This is a genomic window from uncultured Lacinutrix sp. (assembly GCF_947500325.1).
Lineage (GTDB): Bacteria > Bacteroidota > Bacteroidia > Flavobacteriales > Flavobacteriaceae > Lacinutrix.
The window spans coordinates 161,786-186,438 of record NZ_CANMRQ010000006.1; the positions used below are offsets into that span (position 1 = coordinate 161,786).

At 30.8% G+C, this 24,653-nt stretch carries 17 protein-coding genes; 8 read left to right on the plus strand and 9 right to left on the minus strand.

Features of this window, described 5'->3' with window-relative positions; genetic code table 11:
* The first annotated feature begins 215 nt into the window (after window positions 1–215).
* The 7 genes from tssD (Q0997_RS09910) to Q0997_RS09940 all read left to right on the plus strand — a co-directional run bounded on the left by tssD (Q0997_RS09910) (window position 216) and on the right by Q0997_RS09940 (window position 9,969).
* Window positions 216–602, plus strand: a complete 387-nt coding sequence (gene tssD, locus Q0997_RS09910) for a type VI secretion system tube protein TssD (protein WP_299888199.1) — start codon at window positions 216–218, stop codon at window positions 600–602.
* Between the two features lie 103 nt (window positions 603–705).
* Complete coding sequence (gene tssD / locus Q0997_RS09915) at window positions 706–1,107, plus strand: type VI secretion system tube protein TssD (protein WP_299888202.1); 402 nt, start codon at window positions 706–708, stop codon at window positions 1,105–1,107.
* A gap of 17 nt (window positions 1,108–1,124) precedes the next feature.
* Entirely contained in the window at window positions 1,125–2,915 is a 1,791-nt protein-coding gene (locus tag Q0997_RS09920; protein ID WP_299888205.1) for a phage baseplate assembly protein V, read from the plus strand.
* A gap of 13 nt (window positions 2,916–2,928) precedes the next feature.
* Complete coding sequence (locus Q0997_RS09925) at window positions 2,929–4,287, plus strand: hypothetical protein (protein WP_299888208.1); 1,359 nt, start codon at window positions 2,929–2,931, stop codon at window positions 4,285–4,287.
* A gap of 3 nt (window positions 4,288–4,290) precedes the next feature.
* Window positions 4,291–8,391, plus strand: a complete 4,101-nt coding sequence (locus Q0997_RS09930) for a DUF6531 domain-containing protein (RefSeq protein WP_299888211.1) — start codon at window positions 4,291–4,293, stop codon at window positions 8,389–8,391.
* Window positions 8,388–9,023: a hypothetical protein gene (locus tag Q0997_RS09935; protein ID WP_299888213.1), complete on the plus strand. Its 636-nt coding sequence runs from the start codon at window positions 8,388–8,390 to the stop codon at window positions 9,021–9,023. The genes Q0997_RS09930 and Q0997_RS09935 overlap by 4 nt, the downstream gene beginning before the upstream one ends.
* A gap of 553 nt (window positions 9,024–9,576) precedes the next feature.
* Window positions 9,577–9,969, plus strand: a complete 393-nt coding sequence (locus Q0997_RS09940) for a DUF3592 domain-containing protein (RefSeq protein ID WP_299888216.1) — start codon at window positions 9,577–9,579, stop codon at window positions 9,967–9,969.
* A gap of 6 nt (window positions 9,970–9,975) precedes the next feature.
* Here the strand turns inward: Q0997_RS09940 and Q0997_RS09945 are convergent, their stop codons facing one another.
* The 9 genes from Q0997_RS09945 to Q0997_RS09985 form a co-directional block, all read right to left on the minus strand.
* A complete protein-coding gene (locus tag Q0997_RS09945) occupies window positions 9,976–10,689 on the minus strand; it encodes a hypothetical protein (RefSeq protein WP_299888218.1) in 714 nt (237 codons plus the stop codon).
* Between the two features lie 189 nt (window positions 10,690–10,878).
* Entirely contained in the window at window positions 10,879–12,231 is a 1,353-nt protein-coding gene (locus Q0997_RS09950) for a DUF5458 family protein (RefSeq protein ID WP_299888220.1), read from the minus strand.
* A 2-nt stretch (window positions 12,232–12,233) separates the two neighbouring features.
* Window positions 12,234–12,680 carry a hypothetical protein gene (locus tag Q0997_RS09955; protein ID WP_299888223.1) on the minus strand — a complete coding sequence of 149 codons (447 nt, stop codon included), beginning with the start codon at window positions 12,678–12,680 and terminating at the stop codon, window positions 12,234–12,236.
* Between the two features lie 63 nt (window positions 12,681–12,743).
* Window positions 12,744–15,218, minus strand: coding sequence for an ATP-dependent Clp protease ATP-binding subunit (locus tag Q0997_RS09960; RefSeq protein WP_299888225.1), 2,475 nt, complete (start codon window positions 15,216–15,218; stop codon window positions 12,744–12,746).
* 370 nt (window positions 15,219–15,588) lie between these two features.
* A complete protein-coding gene (gene ade / locus Q0997_RS09965) occupies window positions 15,589–17,211 on the minus strand; it encodes an adenine deaminase (protein ID WP_299888228.1) in 1,623 nt (540 codons plus the stop codon).
* Window positions 17,212–17,290: 79 nt separating this feature from the next.
* Complete coding sequence (locus tag Q0997_RS09970; RefSeq protein WP_299888230.1) at window positions 17,291–19,687, minus strand: protein-disulfide reductase DsbD domain-containing protein; 2,397 nt, start codon at window positions 19,685–19,687, stop codon at window positions 17,291–17,293.
* A complete protein-coding gene (gene tilS, locus Q0997_RS09975; RefSeq protein ID WP_299888233.1) occupies window positions 19,684–20,997 on the minus strand; it encodes a tRNA lysidine(34) synthetase TilS in 1,314 nt (437 codons plus the stop codon). The genes Q0997_RS09970 and tilS overlap by 4 nt, the downstream gene beginning before the upstream one ends.
* A gap of 9 nt (window positions 20,998–21,006) precedes the next feature.
* Window positions 21,007–21,825, minus strand: coding sequence for an alpha/beta hydrolase (locus tag Q0997_RS09980; protein WP_299888236.1), 819 nt, complete (start codon window positions 21,823–21,825; stop codon window positions 21,007–21,009).
* A complete protein-coding gene (locus tag Q0997_RS09985) occupies window positions 21,825–23,123 on the minus strand; it encodes an anthranilate synthase component I family protein (RefSeq protein ID WP_299888238.1) in 1,299 nt (432 codons plus the stop codon). The genes Q0997_RS09980 and Q0997_RS09985 overlap by 1 nt, the downstream gene beginning before the upstream one ends.
* A gap of 140 nt (window positions 23,124–23,263) precedes the next feature.
* Between Q0997_RS09985 and Q0997_RS09990 the strand changes: the two genes are divergently transcribed.
* Window positions 23,264–24,619 (plus strand): DEAD/DEAH box helicase, encoded by a 1,356-nt coding sequence (locus Q0997_RS09990; RefSeq protein ID WP_299888240.1) that lies wholly within the window; start codon window positions 23,264–23,266, stop codon window positions 24,617–24,619.
* The last annotated feature ends 34 nt before the right edge of the window (window positions 24,620–24,653 follow it).

The window sequence follows — 24,653 nt, forward strand, 5'->3', positions numbered from 1 at the left end:
ATAAACAAATTAAATTCTAAACAGCCTTTAATATTTCTTTACACCTGAAAACAGGGGTAGTATTTTCACTAAAAAAAGGGGATTTTAAATCAAATATAAATCTGACCTTTGAATGAGGATATATAATTAATGTTTTTTACATGATATATCTTTATTTAAATTAAGTTAAATCTAAAATTTTTTAACAATTAAAAATTAATTAAATCTCAATTATTATGTCATTTAAAGCAAAATTAAAAGTAGGCGGAAAAGAGTACAATGTATTATCATGTAACTACAGACTACACCAAGAAACTGATGCAACTGGACGTCCATCTTCTGTAACTAGAGGTGGTCAATTTGAAGTTACTGTAGAATCTACAGCAGATACTTCTCTATCTGATTGGATGTTTAACAACTTTGAACGTAAAGATGGTTCTATTGTATTCTTAAAAAGAGACACAGATGCTACAGCTAAAGAATTAAAGTTTGAAGAAGGTTATGCAATAGCATATAGTGAAGAATTTGATCATCAAGGTAAGATGCCAATGTCTGAAAAAATTACAATATCAGCTAAAACTCTTCAAATGGGTAATGGTGAACACAGAAACGAGTGGGTATAATTTAACCACTTTTTGTAAATTAATGTATAATCTAAGGGATGTATTTCATTCCTTAGATTATATTATCTCTATTAGATTAATAAATTCTTAATATTTCGTAATCATGTCTTTTTTAGCAAAATTAAATATAGATGATCAAGAGTATAATGTATTATCATTTTCTTTTGATGTTGCACAGCAAATTCACCATGGTTCGGCAAGACCTTCTGGAATGCCAATAATTAACCATTTATATATTCAAATAGAATCTACTAGTAATTCTGGCTTTTTTGGATGGAGCATTAGCGCATACGAACAAAAAGACGGAGAAATCATTTTCTATAAGAGAGATGCTATGGCAAGCTCTCGAACATTAAAATTTACAGGTGCTTTTTGTATTAATTATAATGAAGCATTTGAAAGTAATAGTGCTAATCCAATGGTCACTAGCTTAGTCTTGGCAGTAGAGTCTATTGATTTAGATGATAGTACATATACCAATCCTGCAGTTGAAAACAACCAATAACCTTAAAATTTCTAGCTATGGCAATTTTATCAACAACACACATACATATTAACGGAAATGAACTTCCATATTATAATAGTTGTAGCTTACATCAGGAAATTGGTCAACATCATACAATGGACTTGCATTGCCTACTAGAAACTATTCAGCGGTTTTGTAAAGACAATAGCCAAGAAATAGAAGATTTATTAGGCTCAATTATTACCATAGAAACAAAATCTTACGCAGATATAGATTTTCATGGTATGTTAAAATTTAAAGGTATAATAACAGGTTTAAGCTATAGAAAGGGTATGTATTCTAGTGAAGGCGATTATGTTATTATTAAAGCAAAAAGCCCAACTATTATAGCTGATGATGGACCACATTACACGTCATATAATGACATGAGCTTTGTAGATATCATAGAGCAAAACTTTAGTAACTATGATACTTCTAAACTAAAAATAAACACTAGTAATTCTAAGCTTTCAGAGCCTTTAACATATACTGTGCAATCTAATGAAAGCTGTTTTTCATTTGCGCAACGTATGGCTGCAAGGCATGGTGAATGGTTATACTATAATGGTGAAGAACTTGTATTTGGTATAGAAAGTGGTGGTGAAGAATTAGATTTAATTCTTGGAAGAGATTTACAAGATTTTAATACCTCACTAACACCAATACCTCAAAATTTCGATTATTACGCTAACGACTATTTAACTAACGATGTGCATGAAACATCGTCATCTTCTACGGCTAGTTCTAGTGAAGGTAATTTTAGCGTAGTAAATGATAATTCAAATGAAATATATACTAATCCAACTAAAATATGGGTTAATTTATCTGACGACTCTAATTCTAAAAACCGTTTAGATAATTATGCAGAATTACAACAAAAGGCTTTACAAACCAATCAAGTAAAAGTTAGTGGTTCTTCAGATAATCCTGGAGTAATGCTAGCAAGTGTTATAAAAATTAATCAAAGCTCGTATAGAGTAACTAAAGTAACACACTCCTACTCTAACAATGGTGAGTATGAAAACTTTTTTGAAGCTAATTCTACTAATATAGATGCCTATCCACTTACAGATCTTAATGCGTTTCCAGTGGCAAAAAGTCAAATGGCTAAAGTTATAGAAAATCATGATCCAGATGGATTAGGTCGTGTAAAAGTACAATTGCCATGGCAAAAAGCAGATGGTTTAACTACACCATGGATAAGAAATATTTCTCCAAGTGCATCATCTGGTCAAGGGCTTTTCTTTATACCAGAAGTTGATGACGAAGTATTGGTTGATTTTGAAGGCGCCAATGCAGAAGCTCCTTTCGTTCTTGGTAGTACTTATAACTCTGATGCTAAACCTCCGGGAGGAAGTGCTAATGAAAGTAACCACATTAAAATGTTTCAAAGTCGAAGTGGTTCTTTTTTAAAACTTAATGATGAAGATGGAAGTATAACACTACAAGATAAATCTGGAAGTTCTATAGTACTAGATGGCAGTGGTAACATTACAATTACGGCAGGAGAAACATTAACTGTTACTGCAGGAAAAGAGATGAAAACTACATCTGCAGAAGACACTACTATTATCTCTGGAAAGAAAGCAACTATTTCTTCTGAAGATACAGCTACACTTGTTTCATCAAAAGACACTGTTGTTGAAGGTACTACTGGTGTTACTGTAAAAGATGGTGTAAAAGTAGATATAAGCGCACCTAATGTTACTGCAAAAGGAGATATAGGTTTAAAAATGGAAGGTACCACTGTTGATATCAAAGGTACGGCAATGACTAATGTAAAAGGTGCTATAGTAAATTTAAATTGATAATAGTTTTGAAATGAGTAACGAGCATAATCCCATAGCACAACTTATATCTAAACTTCAGCTGAAATGGACAAATGAAGTAAGTCCGCATGAAAATATAAATCTGGCGCGTTGGATTATAAAACCAGAGCAAGCAAGGTTATATGAAGGTTTTTTAAAATTAGAATCTTCAGAGCATGGAAGTATCCCAGATATGCTACTTGTGTTTCTTACCCCATTTAATAATATAGAATCTCATAGTAAAAGTTTAATTACAGATTGGATTAAGACCTATCGAGAGAATGCAGAATTAATAGAACAGTATAAAAAAGAAAATACAACTTTCAATTGGGATATTGACAGTTTTGAAAAAAGAATAACTAATGATACTAATGCTAATAACTTATTATTAGTAGATATGTTATCTTCTTTTCAAAAAGAATTAGAAGATAAAAAACCGCTTACATTAGCCTTATTTCCTTATACAATTGAAGACACTAAAGCATATTCTAAATGGATTAATAGTATCTTGAAGTTAGGCTTACCTTTAAATGTAAGATTTATGATTTTTGATCATGCAAACGAACGTCATTTTGATATATTATGTAATAAACATGAAGCTGTTTCTAAATCATTATCTGTTCCTCTTGACTTAGAAGGAGCTATTAATAAAATAGCTAGTTCTGGAAATCCAAATGATCCCGAAGTACAATTTAGACAGTGTATTATTAAAATGTCTAAAAGTGTAAAAAACAAAGATTTAAATGATTTAAAAAAATGGGGCGAAAAAGGCTTAGAGGTTACTCAAAAAACAGGCGAAAAAGGCAGTTTCTCTAGTGCACATATAATCTATGCTTCAATGCTTTTTAACTTTAAAGAATACGAATTAATAGATGATTTATTAGCTAAAGGCTTAGCACTAGCTAAACAAGGTGCAAAAGCTGAAGACCCAGCATGCAAAACATTATTAGTTCAATATTATGGTTTTCAAGCGAGTTCAAAACAGTTTCAAAAAAAATATGAAGATGCTTCAAATTTATTTTGTAAACAAGCAGATATCGCAACAAATATAGGTTTGCCTCAACAATCATTAAATGCCTGGTGGATGGCGAGCAATGCCATAAAAAAAAGAGATAAAGCGCGTTTTAAAGCTATTGTTGAAAAAGCCTATAAAAATGGGATTAGTTTAGATAAAGACACTCTAAAATCGACAACAATGTCTTTTATAGCGGCAGACTATTATAATATTCTAGAAAAAGAACATAATGACAATGATTGCAAAAAAATAGATGATTTTATGTTAGAACTAGATGGTAAAGATTGGAGAAGTAATGTAGAATTACAGCGTAAGGCTATGGAGAAAAAGAAATTTTCATTATCTAACTTATTTTAAGTTATGTTATTAGCAAACAAACATTTAATACCAGTAATAGGAATCGATATTCATATCGTTATTATTCCACCTGGAATTCCTACACCTTTACCGCATCCATTTATAGGGATGATAATGGATCCAGCAGATTATATTCCATTTATAGGTTCTACAGTTAATGTCAATAATATGCCAAGAGGTAATAGTGGTACTGCAGGTATGTTAGGCACTATGGTACATATTCCTATGGGTGGTCCTTTTGCTATGGCTCCAATGATTGGTCATGATTCTATGAACTTTTTTGGAAGCACAAGAGTAAATGCAGATGGCTCTTATATGTCGCCTTCGGGTTATATGGTTATGTCTTGTAATGATATAGGTATGCCATTATCATTAACTCCTGGTAAAAAAATGAAACCAGTTCCTAGTCTTTATTTACCAACTTCTAGTACTATTCCTATTCCTTCTGGTCCACCAGTTATGGTTGGTGGTCCTTATGCTCCAGACCTTTTAGGTATGGTAATGGCATTAGTTATGTCTTATGGTATGGGATCCTTAATGAAAGGACTTGGTAAAGCAGCTTCTAAAGGCTTAAAAAAACTAAATCATGGTGTATTAAAAAAGTTTAAATGCACAAAAGGCCTTAGTGATAGTTTATGTAAAAAAGGGTTCGAACCAGTAGATTTAATTACTGGTCGTATGCTATATGATGGTCAAGATTTTGAAATACCGGGCATTATTCCAATAACATGGAAACGCAGTTGGTATTCAGATTCAGAATATGAAGGTCTATTAGGTTATGGTTACCATAACAATTATGATATTGCACTACATATAGAAGAAAAAGACGATGCTATTATTATGATGCTACCAGATGGTAGAGCAACTGTTTTCCCTTTGTTAATAGCTAAAGAAGAAACGTTCTATCATCGTTCGGAAAAATTAACATTAACATTTATAGATAGAAATACTTATACTGTAAAAGATCATAATACAGACTTAACCTATACTTTTAGAAAAAGAACAGAAACACTTTATAGACCTAAATCTTTAAGTAATGCCAATGGTGCAGCTATTACTTTTAACTATAATGCTGTAAACCAATTAGAGCAAATTATAGATACTGCTGGGCGCCTAATTAACTTACAATTAGATAGTAAAGGGCGTACTACAGAAATTACTGCAACTCATAATGGTAATAAGCGAAAGTTAGTTAGCTATACTTATAATGAAGATGGAGATCTTATAGCAATTACTGATGCTTTAGAGCAAACTACCAGCATGGAATACCAAAACCATTTAATGGTTAAAAAGACAGATCGTAATGGTCAAGCTTTTTATTGGGAATATAATGGTAAAACAACTGGTGCCAAATGTATTAAAACATGGGGTGATGGTGGTATATTATCTGGTACTATACAATATGAAAAAAATCATAATATTGTAACTAACTCACTTGGAGAAGAAACGATTTATTATTTTGACAGTAATAATCTTTGTACTCAAGTAACTAATCCTATAGGCTCACATACCTTTCATGAATTTACAGACTTCATGGAACCCTATAGAGATATAGATGAAGAAGGTAATGTTACTGGCTATAGCTATGATAGCCGTGGAAACCTTACGGGGTTACACCAACCAGACGGTAGTATTGTTACTTTTATATATGATGAAGAAGATAGACTTATACTAACAAAAAGCCCAGAAGGCAGTGATTATACAAAAGTATATAAAGAAGATAAATTACATGCTACTATTGCTACAAGTGGTGCTGTAACTTCTTTTATTTATAATAACAATGGTTTAATTCATAGTATTAGAAATGATGCCGGTAATGAAACCATTTTAAACTATGATGAGGATTATAACCTAAAAGAAATGTTATTTTCTAACGGCGCTAAATCTACATGGAATTACGATTCATGGGGACGTTGTACACAAGTCATTAATGCAGAACACCATAAGCAGCAATTTTTTTATGATGCACTAGATCGCGTTCAAAAAATACAACAAGCAGATAATAATACTATAAAGCTTGAATACAACGCTTACGATGAAGTATTAAGTACCATAGATTCTAAAAAGAGAGCTGTAAATTTTGAATATACGCCTATGGGTAGCCTTAAGGCTAGAGAGGAAAAAGGTAGAACAGTACATTTTAAATACAATACAGAAGAGCAATTACAAGCCATTACTAACGAACATAATGAGTACTATCGCTTTGGTAGAGATGCTAGTGGTAGTATTATTAACGAAACAGGTTTCGATGGCTTACGTAGAGATTATTTAAGAGATCGCGCAGGAAAAGTACTTAAAGTAAAACGTCCTAATAATCGCTTTACAGAATACGAATACGATAATAATGGTCGTATTATAAGAGCAGAACATCATGATGGTACATGGGAAACCTATACTTACGATCTTAATGGCAATCTTATTGAAGCCATAAACCAAAATACTCAAGTACAACTTGTAAGAGACGATGCTGGTAGAATAATAAAAGAAATACAAGATGGGCATGAAGTTATTAGTGAGTACAATAACTTAAATAGAACCAAAATTAGTAGTAGTCTTGGCGCAGATATTTCGTTAAGTCGTAATGCTTTGGGGCTTTTAGAAAAAGTCTCTGCAACTGTAACTACAGAAAATGAAGACACACGAAATACTTGGAATGCTAAGTTGGCCTATAACAGTTTAGGCCAAGAAGTAGAGCGTATATTACCTGGCAATGTAACCAGTACTATGGCATACGACTTTGCAGGCAGACCTATAGCTCAAAAAGTAACGCACGCTAATAAAGAAACAAGACATAGAACCTACGCTTGGGATGCTAACGACCAATTACAAAAAATGGTTAACCAGCTAACTAATGGTGTTGTAAGTTTTGGATACGATGATTTTGGTAGCCTTGCTTCTGCGCGTTACGAAGACCAACAGTTTGATTATAAACTCCCAGACGAAGTAGGTAATTTATATAGAACCAAAGGAAAAGGCGACCGTAAATATGCCAAAGGCGGACAATTACTTAAAGCTAATGGCAATAGCTTTAAATACGATAGCGAGGGCAACCTTGTTACTAAAATCACCAATAAAGGTGACTATAACTATACATGGTATGGTAATGGTATGCTTAAAAATGTAAAACGTCCAGACCATAAAGAAATAGCTTTTGAATATGATGCCTTAGGTAGAAGAACAGCAAAGATTTTTAATAATACAATAGAACGCTTTGTATGGGATGGTAATGTACCATTACACGAATGGAAATATAATGTAAAAGACAGACCAAAATTAATAGTAGACGAATTTGGATTACTTACAGAAAATGAACCAGAGCCTATAGAAAACTTAATTACTTGGGTATTTGATGAAGGCACGTTTAAACCTGCTGCCAAAATTACAGAACAGGACACCTACTCTATTATTACGGATTACTTGGGTACACCTGTTGAAATGTATAATAGCAATGGGGAGAAAACTTGGGAAGTTGAATATGATATTTATGGAAAAGTACGTAAACAGATAAAAGGTACTGCTGGTGATTGTCCATTTAGATATCAAGGACAATATGAAGATGAGGAAACTGGGCTGTATTATAACAGGTTTAGGTATTACTCAGCAGACGAAGGAGTTTATCTGAGTCAAGACCCAATTGGGCTTGATGGGGGAATATCAAATCATTACTCTTATTCAAGCGATTCAAATAAACTTATAGATATATTCGGATTAAGTTCAAATTCCGCTTTACTAGGAAGTAACTTAGGTCCTTCTCCTGGAGCTAATCATGATGCACACCATATTGTAATGACAGGAACTAAGAACCCTAAGATGAACTCATTAGTAGATCAAATGAAAACTCATGGAATTGATCCAGATGGTAAACAAAATGGAATATGGCTAGCTAGAACTGATGCAGATAAAATATCAGGGGTTTCGCCAAATACTTCTCATAAACAGGACGGATTACATGGAAATGCATATAAAGATGAATTGTTTGATAGATTAGATGGTAAGAATAAGAAAGATTTTAAGAAGGAAATGGCCAAAATCAAGCAAGAATTAAAAGCAGGTAGAACTTGGGATACTGCTACCCCTAAAAAACTAGGAAAAACTTGTCGATGATTAAACAGGAGTACAAAAAGATTGTTGAAATTTTTGAACAACATGAGAAATCCTTCAAAGAAAGGAAAGAAAAAATGAATACTATTCCATTTTCAAAAACAAATTGGAGTAACTCATATATAGATTTTACAACATATGAGTCAATAATTAACCAATTAAAACCTCCTAAAGTTTTTGAAAAAGAAAAAATGGCATCAATTAAAAATCACTATGTTAATGATAAATTGATTTATAGTTTTAATAAAGAAAATGAGAACTGGGGAAGTGTTTTTGTTGACTACGACAACGATAATACTAAATGGTTATTATTTTCTGAAAATTATGATGATGAAATGGTTTTACAGCAATTAAAAATAGCTTATTATCAGAATAATAGAATTATAAAAAAGATATTTTATTTATCGGATAAAGATGCAGAGGAAGAGACTTTAATGGTTGATTTATTCAATTATAATAAAGATGACAAATTAGACTCTATAATTAGGAATGGTTTTTATGAAATGAAAGCTACCGTTTTACCTGAAAGAAAAATATCTTTTGAGTATGGCAATTCAAAAGTTAAGATTTATTCAACTCAAGAAATTGCTGGCGATGTAAAAAAGCAACTGATTTATGAAGGCAAAGAGTGTTAATGTATACCTACTGGGCTAGTTTTTAATTAGTACCTAGTTAGGGGTAAGTACATTAAATATAAAGTAAAGATCTACAATAGTCCATACAGATTCTAATGAATGGGTTAAATCAACTTATCCTTTTTAAATAATTCGATTTTACTATGAAATTGTTATTCAATATTAATATAGAACATTATAAAAGTATTTTAAAAAGAAATTATATTAATTATTCTAATTCCGAATTAGGGAAAATCTTTTATGGGAAACTATCATTATTTTAAATGATAAAAATGAATCTTTATTTTTTGAAGCAGATCTATTAAGATTTTCTTATGATATTCATGATTCCTTAAATAAATAATTGACTATAAAGAAAGAGGACGAAGATAATTCCATAGAATATTTATTAAATGCGTATCAACTTTATCAATTGGAATTAAAAAAAGATAGAAAAAATGTACAGATAACATTTAATAAAATATTGAAGAATTCAAAGAACAAATTTAGAATCAAACTCTTCTATATTTAATTGAAACAGATAAAAATTTAATTTCCTATAAAAAAACTAATAATGAAAGCTATACTCTTTATAACCTTATCAATCATTTCATTTTTTTCTTATTCTCAGGAAGAAACTCCAAATTTTGTAGACACTGAGGCAAAAATAACAGAGTTAAGTTCTCAAGCAAGTGGTAGACGCTCTACAACTACTGCTACAGTAAATTTTACTACTAATACAGGAAAAAATATTACTAGTAAAGTACGTTTGTTACATATTCCTTTTCTAGGTTCTTTTAAGGAAGTTGGAGATAGTATAGCTATAAAGTATGATACCAACAATCCATACATAGTTAAAAGTAAATCCGATTCATTTATTAATACCTATGGTATTTATATCCTTATTGTTCTAGGTGTTTTCATTTCTCTTAACAGATATAGGAAAAACAAAAAAAGTGTTTCATAAATTCGATTAAACCACAGGAACTATTTTCACATGGTTATTTGTTGTTGGCTTTAATGGTCTATGTACTCTATAAACTCCAGGTGTTCTAGTTCTAAAAAAAGTATAAGTAGAATGTACTAAACCAACAGTTCCTGTAGATTCCACTACAACAGCTTCCATATTTTCGGCACAAAGTTCTCTAACACGATCTATAACTGCTATATGTTGCGCTCTTCCTCCACCGCTATTAATAGTTCCATGATTATCACACCATATTAAAACATCTTTACTTCTAAAATCCTCAAAATGTGTTCGTAAGCGTCGTCTTCCTCTTTGATAATAAGAACTTATTGTTCTTTCACTTAGACCATGAGTATCTTTAAAATAACAGTTAATAAATCCAGAACAATCTAAACCTAGATAAGTATCACAATAATTCTGTAAATTATTATTATAAGCTTGTAAATCTATTATTGCTGCTACTGCTCTTTGGCATTGCCTAATATTTGCTTTACCATGAAATGCTTTAGAAAGTGCCACTGCATCAGATCTACTATACCCATTTCTTCTCATTAAACCAGCGATTCTGTTTTTTTCTGTACTATTAGAAATACCACTTAAATAACTATGAATAGAAACCATATGGGTATTACTATCAGATATAGCAGTTTCTGTAGACATGCGTTGCGAAATGTCTACTCTTAAATTAATATATTGCGACTTATATTGTAATGGCCTCATTTTTAGCAATTTAATAAAAAAAAGATGATTATTAATTGTTTTGTTATTAATTAATGGAATACAACATTAATAGTTAACATTTTAAAGTGAAATTTTACTAATTTTCATATAATTTTCTAAATCTCTTCAATAAAAAAACCGCTTTCAAAATAATTTTGAAAGCGGTTATATTTAATTAAATATTACTAACTATTGTTGTTCGTAATCTGCATCCCATTCTGTACCATCATCTCCTTTTTGTCCATCCATTTTAATCATAAAATTCTTTGCAGGGAAATATGGTGTCATGTGTATGTCTAAAAATACACGATCCTTTTGATTAGGGTCTTGTTCAAATCTCTTAATTGAAAAGTCTTCAATTAATTTATCTGGACCAGTAATATTATCTAGGAACTTAACAATTTGTCCCATTAATTCTTTTCTTGTTTTAACGTTAAAGTTTTCAAAGGCACGACGATTTAAAAAATCCATCAACACTTTTGTTACATAATCAAATACTCTAACTACAGAATAGGTTTGTAATCCTAAATTATCTCCATTAAATAATGTTTTAGCAGAGAATGCCATTACTTTACCATACTCATTAACCATAGGTACTAATCCCATTTTTTCTAAGTGAGCAATTTCACTTTTCTTAAGGTCAAATCTTACACCATCTATTTCATTAATACCACCAAACTTTTTACCCGCGGTAACTTGAGACATTAAAGTGCTATATATTTTACCAGCTAATGCACCTGCAGGTGGAACGTATAAATCATCTTCCTCTCCTACTTCATCAACTTTTTCACGACCTACAAGCCAGTTACATGCCATTACAACATTAGACTTATATTTATCCCCGCTTGTTAAATTAGCTGCTTCAAACATTTCCATTACATCATCTGGTTCATCTAAATGTTCAAAATCTGTAACCAACATTGCTTTATTTTCATGAGCAATTTTAGCCCATTTTTCTACTACCTTGTTAGAACCCAAATAACCTGGTATTACTAATAAACCATAGTTATCTCTTAAATCTAATCTATCATAAGTAGATTTTAATTCTTCGGCAATAGCATCAATAAATCTTGTATTGTCTAAATCTTTAACCTGTTCTAATTCTGCGTTCATAATTGAGATATTCTTCAACTTATCAGACTCAGCATTTTTATAAAATAAAGCCATAGATCTATATGAACGTTCTAATTCATTAGTACTTTCCAATGCCTTATTAAGGTTCTTTTTTAATAAACTACTAGCCACCTGAGACTTCTTTTCTGAATCTTCTACCATATCAGAAATACTATCACTTCCGCCTAAAACAGATGACCAAATTTCTAAAACTTTTTTAAGCTCTTCACGATCTTCTTGCTTTGTTTTTTCTGTAAGAAATATTCTTTTTCGTGCTTTACGCTCTGGGTTCATATTCTGTACACCTTCAAGACAAGACTCAAGCAAATCAAAACCACCGTATTTGGCAAGTTTTTCACTTTTTTCTTTTAAATATTGGGCTGGATTCTCTACTGGTGTAAATTGTCCTTGTTGTTGTGGTGATGCCATAATTATTTATTTTCTTGTATTTCGGTTAGTAATGCGCGAATAGCTTCTAATAATGATTCTTTAGCTTCAGGGCTTTCTAAAGCTGTTTTCAAAATTTTATTTGTTTTAAGTTGTTTTACAATTTTTAGATATTGATCTTTTTCAGTATTTAAGCCTTTTAAGAAACTACTTTGTCTAGTAATACCTTTACCTCCAAAATCTCCTAAATTCTTAAAGTTTAAAGCCTCTTTCTTTTCTACTCCATCTGCATCTTCGAAATCTACTTCTACTTCTGGTTTATAGTGATCAAAAACTTCTTCAACGGTCTTTAAACCCGTTACAACTTCTGGTTTTATTGGTTGATCTTGTGTTAGTTTTTCTACAAAAAGGGTTCTGTTTTGAGGTATCTCCTGTAAGGCTTCATTTGCATCAGTTTTTACTTCCGTGCCGCCTAATCCATAACTGTCCATATGTTCTTGGTTTAATTAATTCAATGTTAATGTTAAATATAAGCAATTTTTAGTTACTAAAACTTATTTATATTGCCACTCTAATTCATTTTTCTTATTCATATTTAAAGTCACTTTCGCTCCTTTACTTATCTCTCCAGAAATTATCATTCTTGACAAAGGAGATCTTAAATCTGTACGAATAACACCTCGTAACGGACGTGCTCCATACTTAGGTGTAAAACCTTTTTCAGCAAGATGTGTCATTGCTTTATCTGATATTTCTAAAGACATATCTTGTTTCTGTAATGCTTTAAGTAATCCTTTTAATTGGATTTTAAATATTTTAACCACATTCTCTTTTGTAATTGGTGAGAATGGAATAATTTCTGTTAATCGACCAAGAAATTCTGGTCTAAAATAACTACCCATAATTTCTAATAAATCATTAGATTTTGGGATAATACCTTTATCGAATGAATCTACAATATGTTGACTACCAATATTTGATGTGAATAGTATAACTGCATTTGAAAAATCACCTACTTTCCCTAAACGATCACTTAACTTTCCTTCATCTAATATCTGAAGAAAGATATCGAAAACTGATGGATGCGCTTTTTCAATTTCATCAAAAAGTACTATCGAATATGGTTTTTGGCGTATTTTATTAACTAATAATCCACCTTCTTCATAACCTACATATCCCGGAGGCGCTCCATATAACAAAGCTGCAGAATGCTCTTCTTTAAACTCTGACATATCGAAACGAATAATTGCATTTTCATCTTGAAATAGAAATTCGGCTAGTGATTTTGCTAATTCGGTTTTACCTGTTCCTGTTGGACCAGAGAAAAAGAATGATCCTACTGGTAATCCCGGTTTACTAAGTCCAGATCTTGATTCTAAAACAGCAGATGTAATTACACTTATAGCATGATCTTGACCTATTACTCTTCTTTGAAGTACTTCTTCCATATTAAGCAAACGTTCTTTTTCATCTGCTTGCAACTTACCTGTTGGTATTCCTGTTTTATTAGCTATAGTAGAAGCTACATCATTTTTGCTAATACTTGTTTTTTCTTGAGAAGCTACTTCTAACAATTGAGACAATATATTTGCTAAAGCTTTAAAACCTTCTTTTGAAGTCTTTACACTATCAAAATGATTATCGTCTCCTAATTCATCAAATAATAAATAACTCAACCTATTTTTCATAGAGGCATACTGCCACGTTTGCTCTTTTATAAGCGCTTCTTCTGTTAACCCTTTATTCTTTTTTAACTCAGCTAAATGCTCGGTTATACTATTTATCTCATCTACAGACGTTTCTATCATATACTTTGCCGCAGACATTGTTCTGTCTATTAAATCTATAGCAGAATCTGGCAAACTACGTTCTTTATTATAACGTTTAGCTAATCTTATCGCTTCATGTATTGTTTCAGAATCTACACTTAAATTATGATGCTCTGTATAATAAGATACCGTATTTTTTATCATTCGGTGAGCATCATCTTCATTTGGCTCCATAAGTCTAACAACTTCAAATTGCCTTGCTAAACCTTCATCTACTTCTATATGTTTTCTAAAAGCATCATTAGTAGCTGTACCAATAACTGTAAGCTCTCCTTTTGATAATTCAGATTTTAGTAAATTGGCTAAACCTTGATTGCCTTGATTTTTATCAGTTAAATTGTTAATCTCATCTACCAATAAAATAGCTTTTGGAAATTGTTTAATTTCTTGAATCACCTTTTTCAGACGATCTTCTATTTCTCCTTTATAACCAGCTCCAGATACTAGATTAATAAAATCTAGTTCATAAATTCTAGCACTTTTTAAATGTTCTGGAACATTGTTATTTACAGATGCATATGCTAATCCATTAAACAAAACGGTTTTACCAACACCCGGATCGCCTAAAATAAGAACATTAGGTTTAGATCTACGTCCTAAAATCTCGCCTATCATTTTAATTTCTGATTCACGTCCAGAAATTTCATCTAACTCATTATTACTGGCTCCTGCTGTTTTATCTATACAATATTGAGATAAAGTACTAGTTCCTACAGCTTTTTTTTGTTGAGATGATGTATTTGAAAATGATGCATTATTTGAATCATTAGATTGGACACCTAAATTATCTATAATTTCATTTGGCGTTAAAGAAAATGATTTTAATTGCTCAAATGAGAATCCAACACCAGGAGTAGAAAGCGCAATTAGTGTAGCGTGTTCTGTGACTTCATCTAATCCTAATTTTAACTTAATATTATCAGCTTCATATAGTACATCATCAACCGATGAATCTGCTAAAGGGTTTTCTGGTACTTTATTAGTTTTTGGTAAAGACTCTAATCGTACTTCTGCCCATTCTTCTACATAATAGCCATCCTGACCAATACTTTCTAGATATTTAATCATACCTATACTTTTATGCATTAATGCTTTAAGCAAATGGGCTGCAGAATACTCTTTATGGGAATATTCTTTAGCGATAGCTTGTGCTATGTGAATTGCTTCTTTTAATGTATTAGATAATGCATATTCTGCCATAGTAATTATTTGTTAGAACTCTATTATTAATTGTTATTAAACAAAAAGGTTAACTCTCGCAGGTAGTATATTTAGATAAATAGGGAGAACTAAATTAGAAATAAAATAAGAGAAAACCAACTATTTACTCTTCACCGTTTCTTATAGTCTTTTAACGGTAAATTAATAAATTCATACTATGTGCTTTAGACAAAAAGCGCAATAAAAAAACGCATCAAATAATTTGATGCGCTTTATTTTTTAATGTAAGAAATCTTATTTTTTTAGTTTAAATTTTAATTTATATGATAAAGCTCTAGAAACATTAAATCTTTTATTAGAAAAAGGAAGTAATTATAACTATAAACTAGCTAAAGAATTAAAAGCTGAGTTAGTTAAGTTCTAATGACGTAAACTTAAAAACTCCACCATCAAACAACCCTTTATCACTTAATTTCAAGGTAGGAATTACCAATAGCGCCATAAAAGATAATGACATGTATGGTGCATGAAGAGTACTTCCCATTTGTTTAGCCATTTTATCTAATTCAGCATATTGTTTACCTATAGTTTCACCATCATGATCACTCATAATTCCTGCAACTGGTAACGCAACTGTTTTTTCTTCGGATGTATTTACAGCACAAATACCACCTTTTACTTTAATAATAGCATTAACCGCTTTACATATGGCATCATCACTAACACCAACTGCAATAATATTATGAGAATCATGACCAACAGAACTAGCAATAGCGCCTTCTTTTAAACCAAAGTTTTTAATAAAAGCAATTGCAGGTTTAGTATTATTATAACGATTAACAACTGTTATTTTTAATACATCGGTTTCGGTATTAGAAATTAGATTACCATTTTCTATTAAAGCATCTGCAATAATTTCATTAGTTACTAATTCGCCGTCTACACATTCAATAACACGAATTTTTTTAGCTGAAGATTCATATCTAAAATCTTCAACTTGTTTGGACTCGCAATTAAAGTTATTTAGGTTCTTAAAAGTAACATCTTTGATATTTACTTTACCAAAATCATAAACCAACTCTCCATTTATATATGTTTGAAGTGTTTTAAATGCTTTTAAATTGTCCACAAGAATAAAATCTGCAGTATCACCAACATTTAGTAATCCTACATCCAAATTGTAATGTTTTACGGGATTAATGCAAGCTGCTTGTAATACTTTGAATATATCTATATGCTTTGCAACTGCACGTGCACATAATGCATTAATATGGGACACTATTAAATCATCTGGGTGTTTATCGTCACTACAAAACATCATATTTTCAAAATGCTCAGGTAATAAATCTATTAAGGCTTCAAAGTTTTTAGCGGCGCTACCTTCACGAATAATAACTTTCATTCCTTTTTGCAGTTTCTCTAACGCTTCTTCGTAAGTAAAACACTCGTGATCTGTAGAAATACCGGCTGCAATGTATTTAGAGACCTCATCTCCTCTTAAACCTGGTGCATGTCCATCTACTGGTTTATTATAATGTTTTGCCCAAGCTATTTTTTTTAAAACTTCACTATCATCAAATAAAACACCTGGATAATTCATCATCTCGGCAAGGTATTTAATATCTGGATTTGCCATTAATGTTTTTATATCTTCAGAATCTATTACTGCTCCGGCAGATTCAAAATTGGTTGCTGGTACACAAGATGGCGCTCCAAAATTAAATTTAAACGGTGTTTGTTTTCCGTTTTCTATCATGAACTCCACTCCTTTTACACCTAAAACATTAGCTATTTCATGCGGATCGCTAACTGTAGCTATTGTACCATGAGTTACTGCTAATTTAGCAAACTCACTAGGTACTAACATTGAACTCTCTATATGAATATGAGCATCTACAAAACCAGGTAAAATATAGTGGTTAACATTATGGTCTTTTTCTACAATAGACTCTATTCTTCCATTTATAACAGTTATTTCTCCTTTATAAATTCTTTCGTTTTGGATATCTACTATTTGCCCTTGTATCTTCATAGTTGCAAAACTAAAGTATTTAGCCAAAAAAAGCGAGAACAAATAATGATCTCGCTTTTTTAAATTTTATTTATACTTTCTATTTCTTAAAATTCTCCAATCCTTTTTTCAACCATTCTAAATATTCGTCTTCATTTGGTGTATAAGCTGTTGTATGATTTAGTAGTTTCATGTTATGATCTAATAAGACATAAAAAGGCTGCGAATTGTTTTGGAAATTCACTGTTTGCAATGTAGCCCATTTATCTCCTATTGTTTTAATACTTTTTAAATTACCACTAGATTTTAAAAACTTAAATTGTTCATGTTCTGGTAATGCTTTTCTATCATCAACATAAAGAGAAATAATAATATAATCATCATTTAATATGTTATAAATTTTATCCTTACTCCATACTTGTTCTTCCATCTTACGACAGTTAACACATGCCCAGCCTGTAAAATCTAACATTATTGGTTTCTTTTCTGCTTTAGCAGCTGCTATACCTTCTTCAAGATCTTTATAACAATTTAAACCTAACGGACATTCTGAATCTTTCTCATAGATACTATAAGGCAATGGTGGAGGGAAACCACTTAAGAGCGTTAAATTAGCATATTTAGTATTAGACAAACCTGGTATTAAATACACAACAAAAGCCAGGACTAAAAATATAAACGACCATCTCCATTTAGTTGGTTTCTTTTTTGGTCCATCATGAGGGAATCTTATTTTTCCAATTAAGTATAATAAAAGACCTATTCCAACTATAATCCAAAGCCCTATAAATACTTCTCTTTTTAATAATCCCCAATGCTTTACTAAATCTGCATTTGATAAGAATTTTAATGCTAATGCTATTTCAATAAAACCTAATACTACTTTTACCGTATTTAACCAACCACCAGATTTTGGTAGAGAGTTTAACCATTTTGGAAACATTGCAAATAAAGTAAATGGCAACGCCAAGGCTAGACCAAAACCACTCATTCCCATTGTTAATTGTGTTGCACCTCCATCGCTAGACAATGAACTCCCTAATAAAGTTCCTAAAATTGGTCCCGTACAAGAAAATGAAACTATAGCTAAAGTTAAGGCCATAAAGAATACACCAATAATTCCTCCAATACTATTAGCTTTATTATCTAACGCTGCAGACCATGAGTGTGGTAATGTTAATTCATAATAACCAAAAAATGAAAAGGCAAAAGCAATAAATATGACAAAGAAAATAATATTTAAAGTCACATTTGTTGAGATGTTATTTAAAATTTCTGGATCTAAAGTATCTAAAACGTGAAATGGTAAGCTTAATAAAAAGTAAATTAAAAAGATAAAGAAACCATACATAATAGAGTTTGCTAACCCTTTTTGGGAATTAGCTGCACTCTTTGTAAAAAATGATACTGTTAACGGTATCATAGGAAATACGCAAGGTGTCAATAAGGCTATTAAACCTCCTAAAAAACCTAAAAAGAATATAGTTAGATTACTTTTCTCAGCAACCTCTTCTTTCTTATAATTATCCCAACCTGTAACACCTAAATCTAATGCTTTAGATTTTGCTATATCTCCATCTGTTAATTTAGCAGCATCAGAGCCTTTTAATAATTCTCCAGACAGAGAAGTTTCAAACTCAAAAGTTTCTGGTGCCAAACATTTTTCATTATCACAAACTTGAAAAAACACATTAGATTTTATAATCTTAGTTTCTGGATTAAGTAATTTTATTTTTTGCTTAAACGTTGCTTTCTTCTCAAAATATTCAACATTCATATCAAATACTTCTTCAAATACTTTTTTAGTTTTAGATTCTGAAGTTTTTCCAACTAATTCAAAGTCTTTAGATACTGTATCAAATTCAAAAATAGTTGCTATTGGTCCATCATCTGCAGCAGCTTCTATTTGAGAGTAAAAATGCCAGTTATCATCAATTATAGCAGTGTACTCAATCTCGTACTCTGTATCTGATAGTTTTTCGGCTTTAGAGGTCCATTTTACAGGTTCTAAAAGATTAGATTGCTTTTTTAGCGTGGCTATAGTACTTGGTAATTCGAAAGTTAAAATTTCACTGTCAAAAATACATTGTTTATCATCACAGGCTTGAAAGTTAACCTCTGCTTCTATCGATGTTATATCCTTATTAAGGATTTCAATTTTTTGAGTAAAAGTCGCTTCATAATCGAAATAAGTTAAATCCATTTGAAATACCTTATCAAAACTTGTAATGCTTTTACTTTCTATAGTTTTCCCCACTAATTTAAAATTCGTATCAAGAGATTTATCATCAAATACAAACTCGGTTGGGATTGCTCCTCCTTCAGGTAAATTTTGAGAATATAAATGCCAGTGGTCATCTATTTCTGCATTAAATTTTAAATTGTACTCAGTATCAGATATTTTTTCAACACTAGTACTCCATTTTACTGGATTTAATTGTGCTGTAACTAAATTAATAGAAAATAAAACGAAAATAAAAGCTAAAAACTGCCTCATTGTTGTAATGTGATTTTTAAAATATTTTTGGTTTCTTTTGTTACTTTAAAGCGATTATCTGCTCTATAATTTATCACCCAAACGACTTCATTATTAGAACACAATAACTGACATTTTTCTTTATCTAGCAAGGATAATTTCTCATCTTTAAAATATTTACTTAATTTCTTTTTTCCTTGTAAACCTATAGGATAAAAGAAATCTCCGTCTTTCCATGACCTAACTTGTAAAGGATAACTTAAAGTTTCTGCATCTACAAAAATTTCAAACTTCTGAGGTTTTGAAACTACCTTCACCTTATCAAAATATAGTACTCCATTAGGAATACCAATTGTCTTATCGTCTTTTACAATTTGAATGTCTTCGCCGTCGTTATTGTCTAAGACAGTTAAAATTAAACTGTCCCTATTTTTTATAAGTCTATGTGTCTTAGAATATATTTGCTTACCAGATTGTGCCTCTAACAAATTATAGATATCCTCAAAAGCTGTAAAACCATATTCTTTAAATATTTCATAGATATAAGCTTTAGGGTTATTCAGTTTTAAAAACTCTGGAACACTATATAAAACCTCATTATTATTAACATTCTGTATAACACTTTCTAAAACTGTTTTAAGACTTTGTTCAACAATATCTGATGTATCATTAAGATTTTTAATTGTACTCTCAAAACTATGCAACAATTGAGGGTTCACTTCTTTTAAAGTAGGAATAACTTCATGACGCAACTTATTTCTTAAATATTTAGTAGAAGCATTACTGCTATCTTCTCTCCATTTTAAGTTATACTTATTAGCATAAGATTCTATATCCTCTCTAGAAAATTTTAATAAAGGTCTAATAATATTATTATTCACTACTGGAATCCCTTTTAATCCATCTAAACCACTTCCTCGTGTTAGATTAATTAAAAAAGTTTCTAAATTATCATCTGCGTGATGTGCTGTTAATATATAATCGAATTGAAATTGATTTGTTAATTCCTTAAACCATTCATAACGCAATTTACGAGCTGCCATTTGTATAGATAGCTTTTGTTTTTTTGCATAACTTTCAGTTCCAAAATGTTGAACAAAAACTTCTAAATCTAAACTATTAGCAAGCTCCACCACAAAATTTTCATCTTCATCACTTTCATTCCCTCGCAAATTAAAATTACAATGCGCTAATGAAACATTAAAACTTAACTCATGACACATATGTGTTAGCACAACACTATCTAGTCCGCCAGATAAAGCAATAAGTATTTTACTTTTTTTTAAAAAGGGTAAGTTATTATCTGTATGTTCTTGAAATGCTTTTAGCATGAAACAAATTTAATGTTTGTCTAACCATTTAACTATCGTTTGCATCATTTCTTCTGCGTAGACATCATGATGTAATTCATGATAGCCATTATCATATAGTTTTAAATCGGCTGTATTTAATTCTTTACAGAAATCTATTGCCCCATTATGGTCTATTATTCTATCTCCTGTTCCATGGGTTATAAAAATGGGAACGTCAAGTTTTTTTGCATTATTAATTGCATATTCTCCAGCTTCTACAACAGGAAATAAATACATAGGACTTATTTTTCCATGGATTAACGGATCTTCTTGATAACGTTTTACTTCATTTGGAATACTAGAAATAGCCGCTTCTTCAATTTCACTTGGTAATGTTATAGATGGCAAAATATTAAGCATTAATTTTCCTAAACTAACTTTCCATTTAGGTGGATTAAAAGCCAAACGCAAAAATGGACTTGTAGCAATTATTCCTTTAATATTTACTTGTCGTTTTAAAGCATAGTTAATTACAATATTACCTCCTAAACTATGTCCATAAAGAAATACTGGTAATTCTGAGAATAATGTATTTGTTCTTTTAACAACTACATCAAGACTATCTAAAAGTGATTTATAACTTGGACAATGCCCTCTTTTTCCTTTAGATTTACCATGACCAAATTGATCATACGCTACAACGGCATAATTAGCTTTTAATACATGTTTTACAACAGAGTGTTCATAACGTCCTAAATGTTCTCCCATCCCGTGAACCAAAACAATAACTGCTTTTGGGGTTTCAGGTTTCCAAAATTGTCCAAATAACGTTATATTATTTAGATTAAAAGTAAATGTATTTTCCATTATTCGTTTTCTAAAACAGTACGCATTGCCTTGGCTTTTACTAAACATTCTTCATATTCTTTAAGCGGATCACTTTTAGCTGTAATAGCACCTCCAACAGAATAAGAAACATATTTTTTGGTTTCGTTATAAAGAATACTACGTATAATAACACTAAAATCGAAATTATTTTCTGGTGTTATGTAACCTACTGACCCAGAATATAACCCGCGTTTAGCATCTTCTAATTCTTCAATAATTTGCATAGCAGAAATTTTAGGCGCACCAGTCATACTACCCATTGGGAACGTTGTCTTTATAATATCAATAGGATTTATATTTTTATCTACTTTAGAGACTACAGTAGAAATCATTTGATGTACTTGATCAAAACTATATACTTTACATAGTTCTTCAACTTGAACACTGCCTTTTAAAGCCGTTTGTGACAAGTCATTACGCACCAAATCTACAATCATAATATTCTCACTACGCTCTTTCTCATCTGCAATTAAGTTATGCTTTAATGCATTATCTAAAACAGTATCATTCTCACGTTTAGCAGTTCCTTTTATTGGTTGTGATATAATTTTTTGCCCATCTTTTTTTATATAACGTTCTGGTGAAGCAGATAACATGTACTTGTCTCCTAATTTTAAAAAAGAAGCAAAAGGTGGTTTTGATATTAGATTTAACTTATTATAAGTTTCTAATGGTTCTATGTATGTGTTTTCTGCATAAAACTCTTGACAAAAATTAGCCTCGTAGATATCACCTCTATGGATATGAGCAAGCATAGCGTTTACTTTTTCGAAGTAATCATCTTTGCTTGTTCTTAGCTTTATTTTTATTGTATTGCTTGATTGTTTTTCTAACTGATGAATGTTCGTTTTTTCTATTGCTCTTAAATCAAACTCTAATTCATCATCTATAGCATTTAAATAACGTGTTTCTACTTTATTTCCTTTTATTAAAAAGATTTTTTTAGGCTGAAAAAAATACAAATCAGGAAATTGCAGCGCATCATAATTATTAGATTCTAATGCTTCAACATCATTTTTAAGATCGTAAGTAAGGTAACCAAAAAGCCAATCTTTTGTGATACTTTGATATTCTTTAAGTTTACTAAAAGCATCTGTATAATCTGTTTGAATTGCTGTAAAGGCATCTACAGCCAATACTACATCATAACTTGAATAATGTTGTTGGTATTTATTTGAATCTAGCCAAACAACATCATCAAACTGTTGTGACCATAAAAGTAATTGCGTCTTGAAATGAGCAATATTTTTAATACTATGTTTTTGGTTAGTTCTCAATAATAATGTAATGATTACAAATAACTGAAATTTATAACTGATATGAAATATTAATATTGCGTTTTAATGTTTTAAATATAATATGACACAGAAATAGTTAATTACATTATAAAAAGTAACTTTGCATCAAAATTATTACTGTGACTTTTCAAGACCTTAACTTAAATACACCATTATATAATGCCCTTGACGATTTAGGCTATACAATACCTACGCCTATTCAAGCCGAAGCATATAGCGTTGTTGCTAGTGGAAAAGACATGGTTGGTATTGCCCAAACTGGTACTGGTAAGACTTTTGCTTATATGCTGCCAATACTAAAAAACTTACCATTTTCTAAACAAGAAAATCCGCGTGTTCTTATTTTAGTACCTACTCGTGAATTAGTAGTTCAAGTTGTTGATGAAGTTGAAAAGCTTTCAAAATACATTAACAATCGTGTTTTAGGTGTATATGGAGGCACAAATATTAATACACAAAAACAAGCCATAGCTCAAGGTATAGATATTCTAGTAGCTACACCTGGTCGTTTGTATGACTTAGCTTTAAGTCGTGTTTTACAATTAAAGTCTATTCAAAAATTAGTGATTGATGAAGTTGACGTTATGCTAGATTTAGGATTTAGACATCAACTAATTAACATTTTTGACATACTACCAGAACGTAGGCAAAATATTATGTTCTCTGCAACAATGACTAAAGATGTAGATCATTTAATTAATGATTTCTTTATATCACCTTCAAAAGTGTCTATTGCTGCATCGGGTACGCCTTTAGATAACATAAAACAAGAACGTTATAATACTCCAAATTTCTATACAAAATTAAATCTGTTAAAATATATACTACAAGATGAAGATACCTATAATAAGGTTTTAGTATTTGTTGCTTATAAAAAAATGGCAGATCGCTTATTTGAAGCTCTAGATGAAGAATTTAAAGAAGAATTATGTGTTATCCACTCAAATAAAACACAAAATTATAGATTAAGAAGTATAGAGCAATTTCGCGAAGGCATTAATCGTATTTTGGTAGCCACAGATGTTATGGCTCGTGGTTTAGACATTGATAATGTATCTCATGTTATTAATTTTGATACACCAGAATATCCAGAAAACTATATGCACCGTATTGGTAGAACTGGTCGTGCTGAACGAGAAGGGAATGCATTGGTTTTTTCTACTGAAAAAGAACAACAAGCTTTAGGTGATATAGAATCGCTAATGAATATGAAAATCCCTTTGCTTGATTTCCCTGAAAATGTTGAAGTTTCTACAGAGTTAATTGAAGAAGAAAGACCACAAATAAGAGAACGTAATAATCCTCATAAACGTAGAAAAGATGAAGATGCACCTGGAGCAGCTTTTCATGAAAAATCTGAAAAAAACTCTAAAGAAAATTTAGGCGGTTCATATAAATTTAAAATTGCGGCAAAATATAAGAAACCCAAAACAAGAGGCGACAAAAATTACAATAAACGTAATAAAAGAAAATAATTCTTGAAATTTCAAATCGATTAAAGTCAAAAAA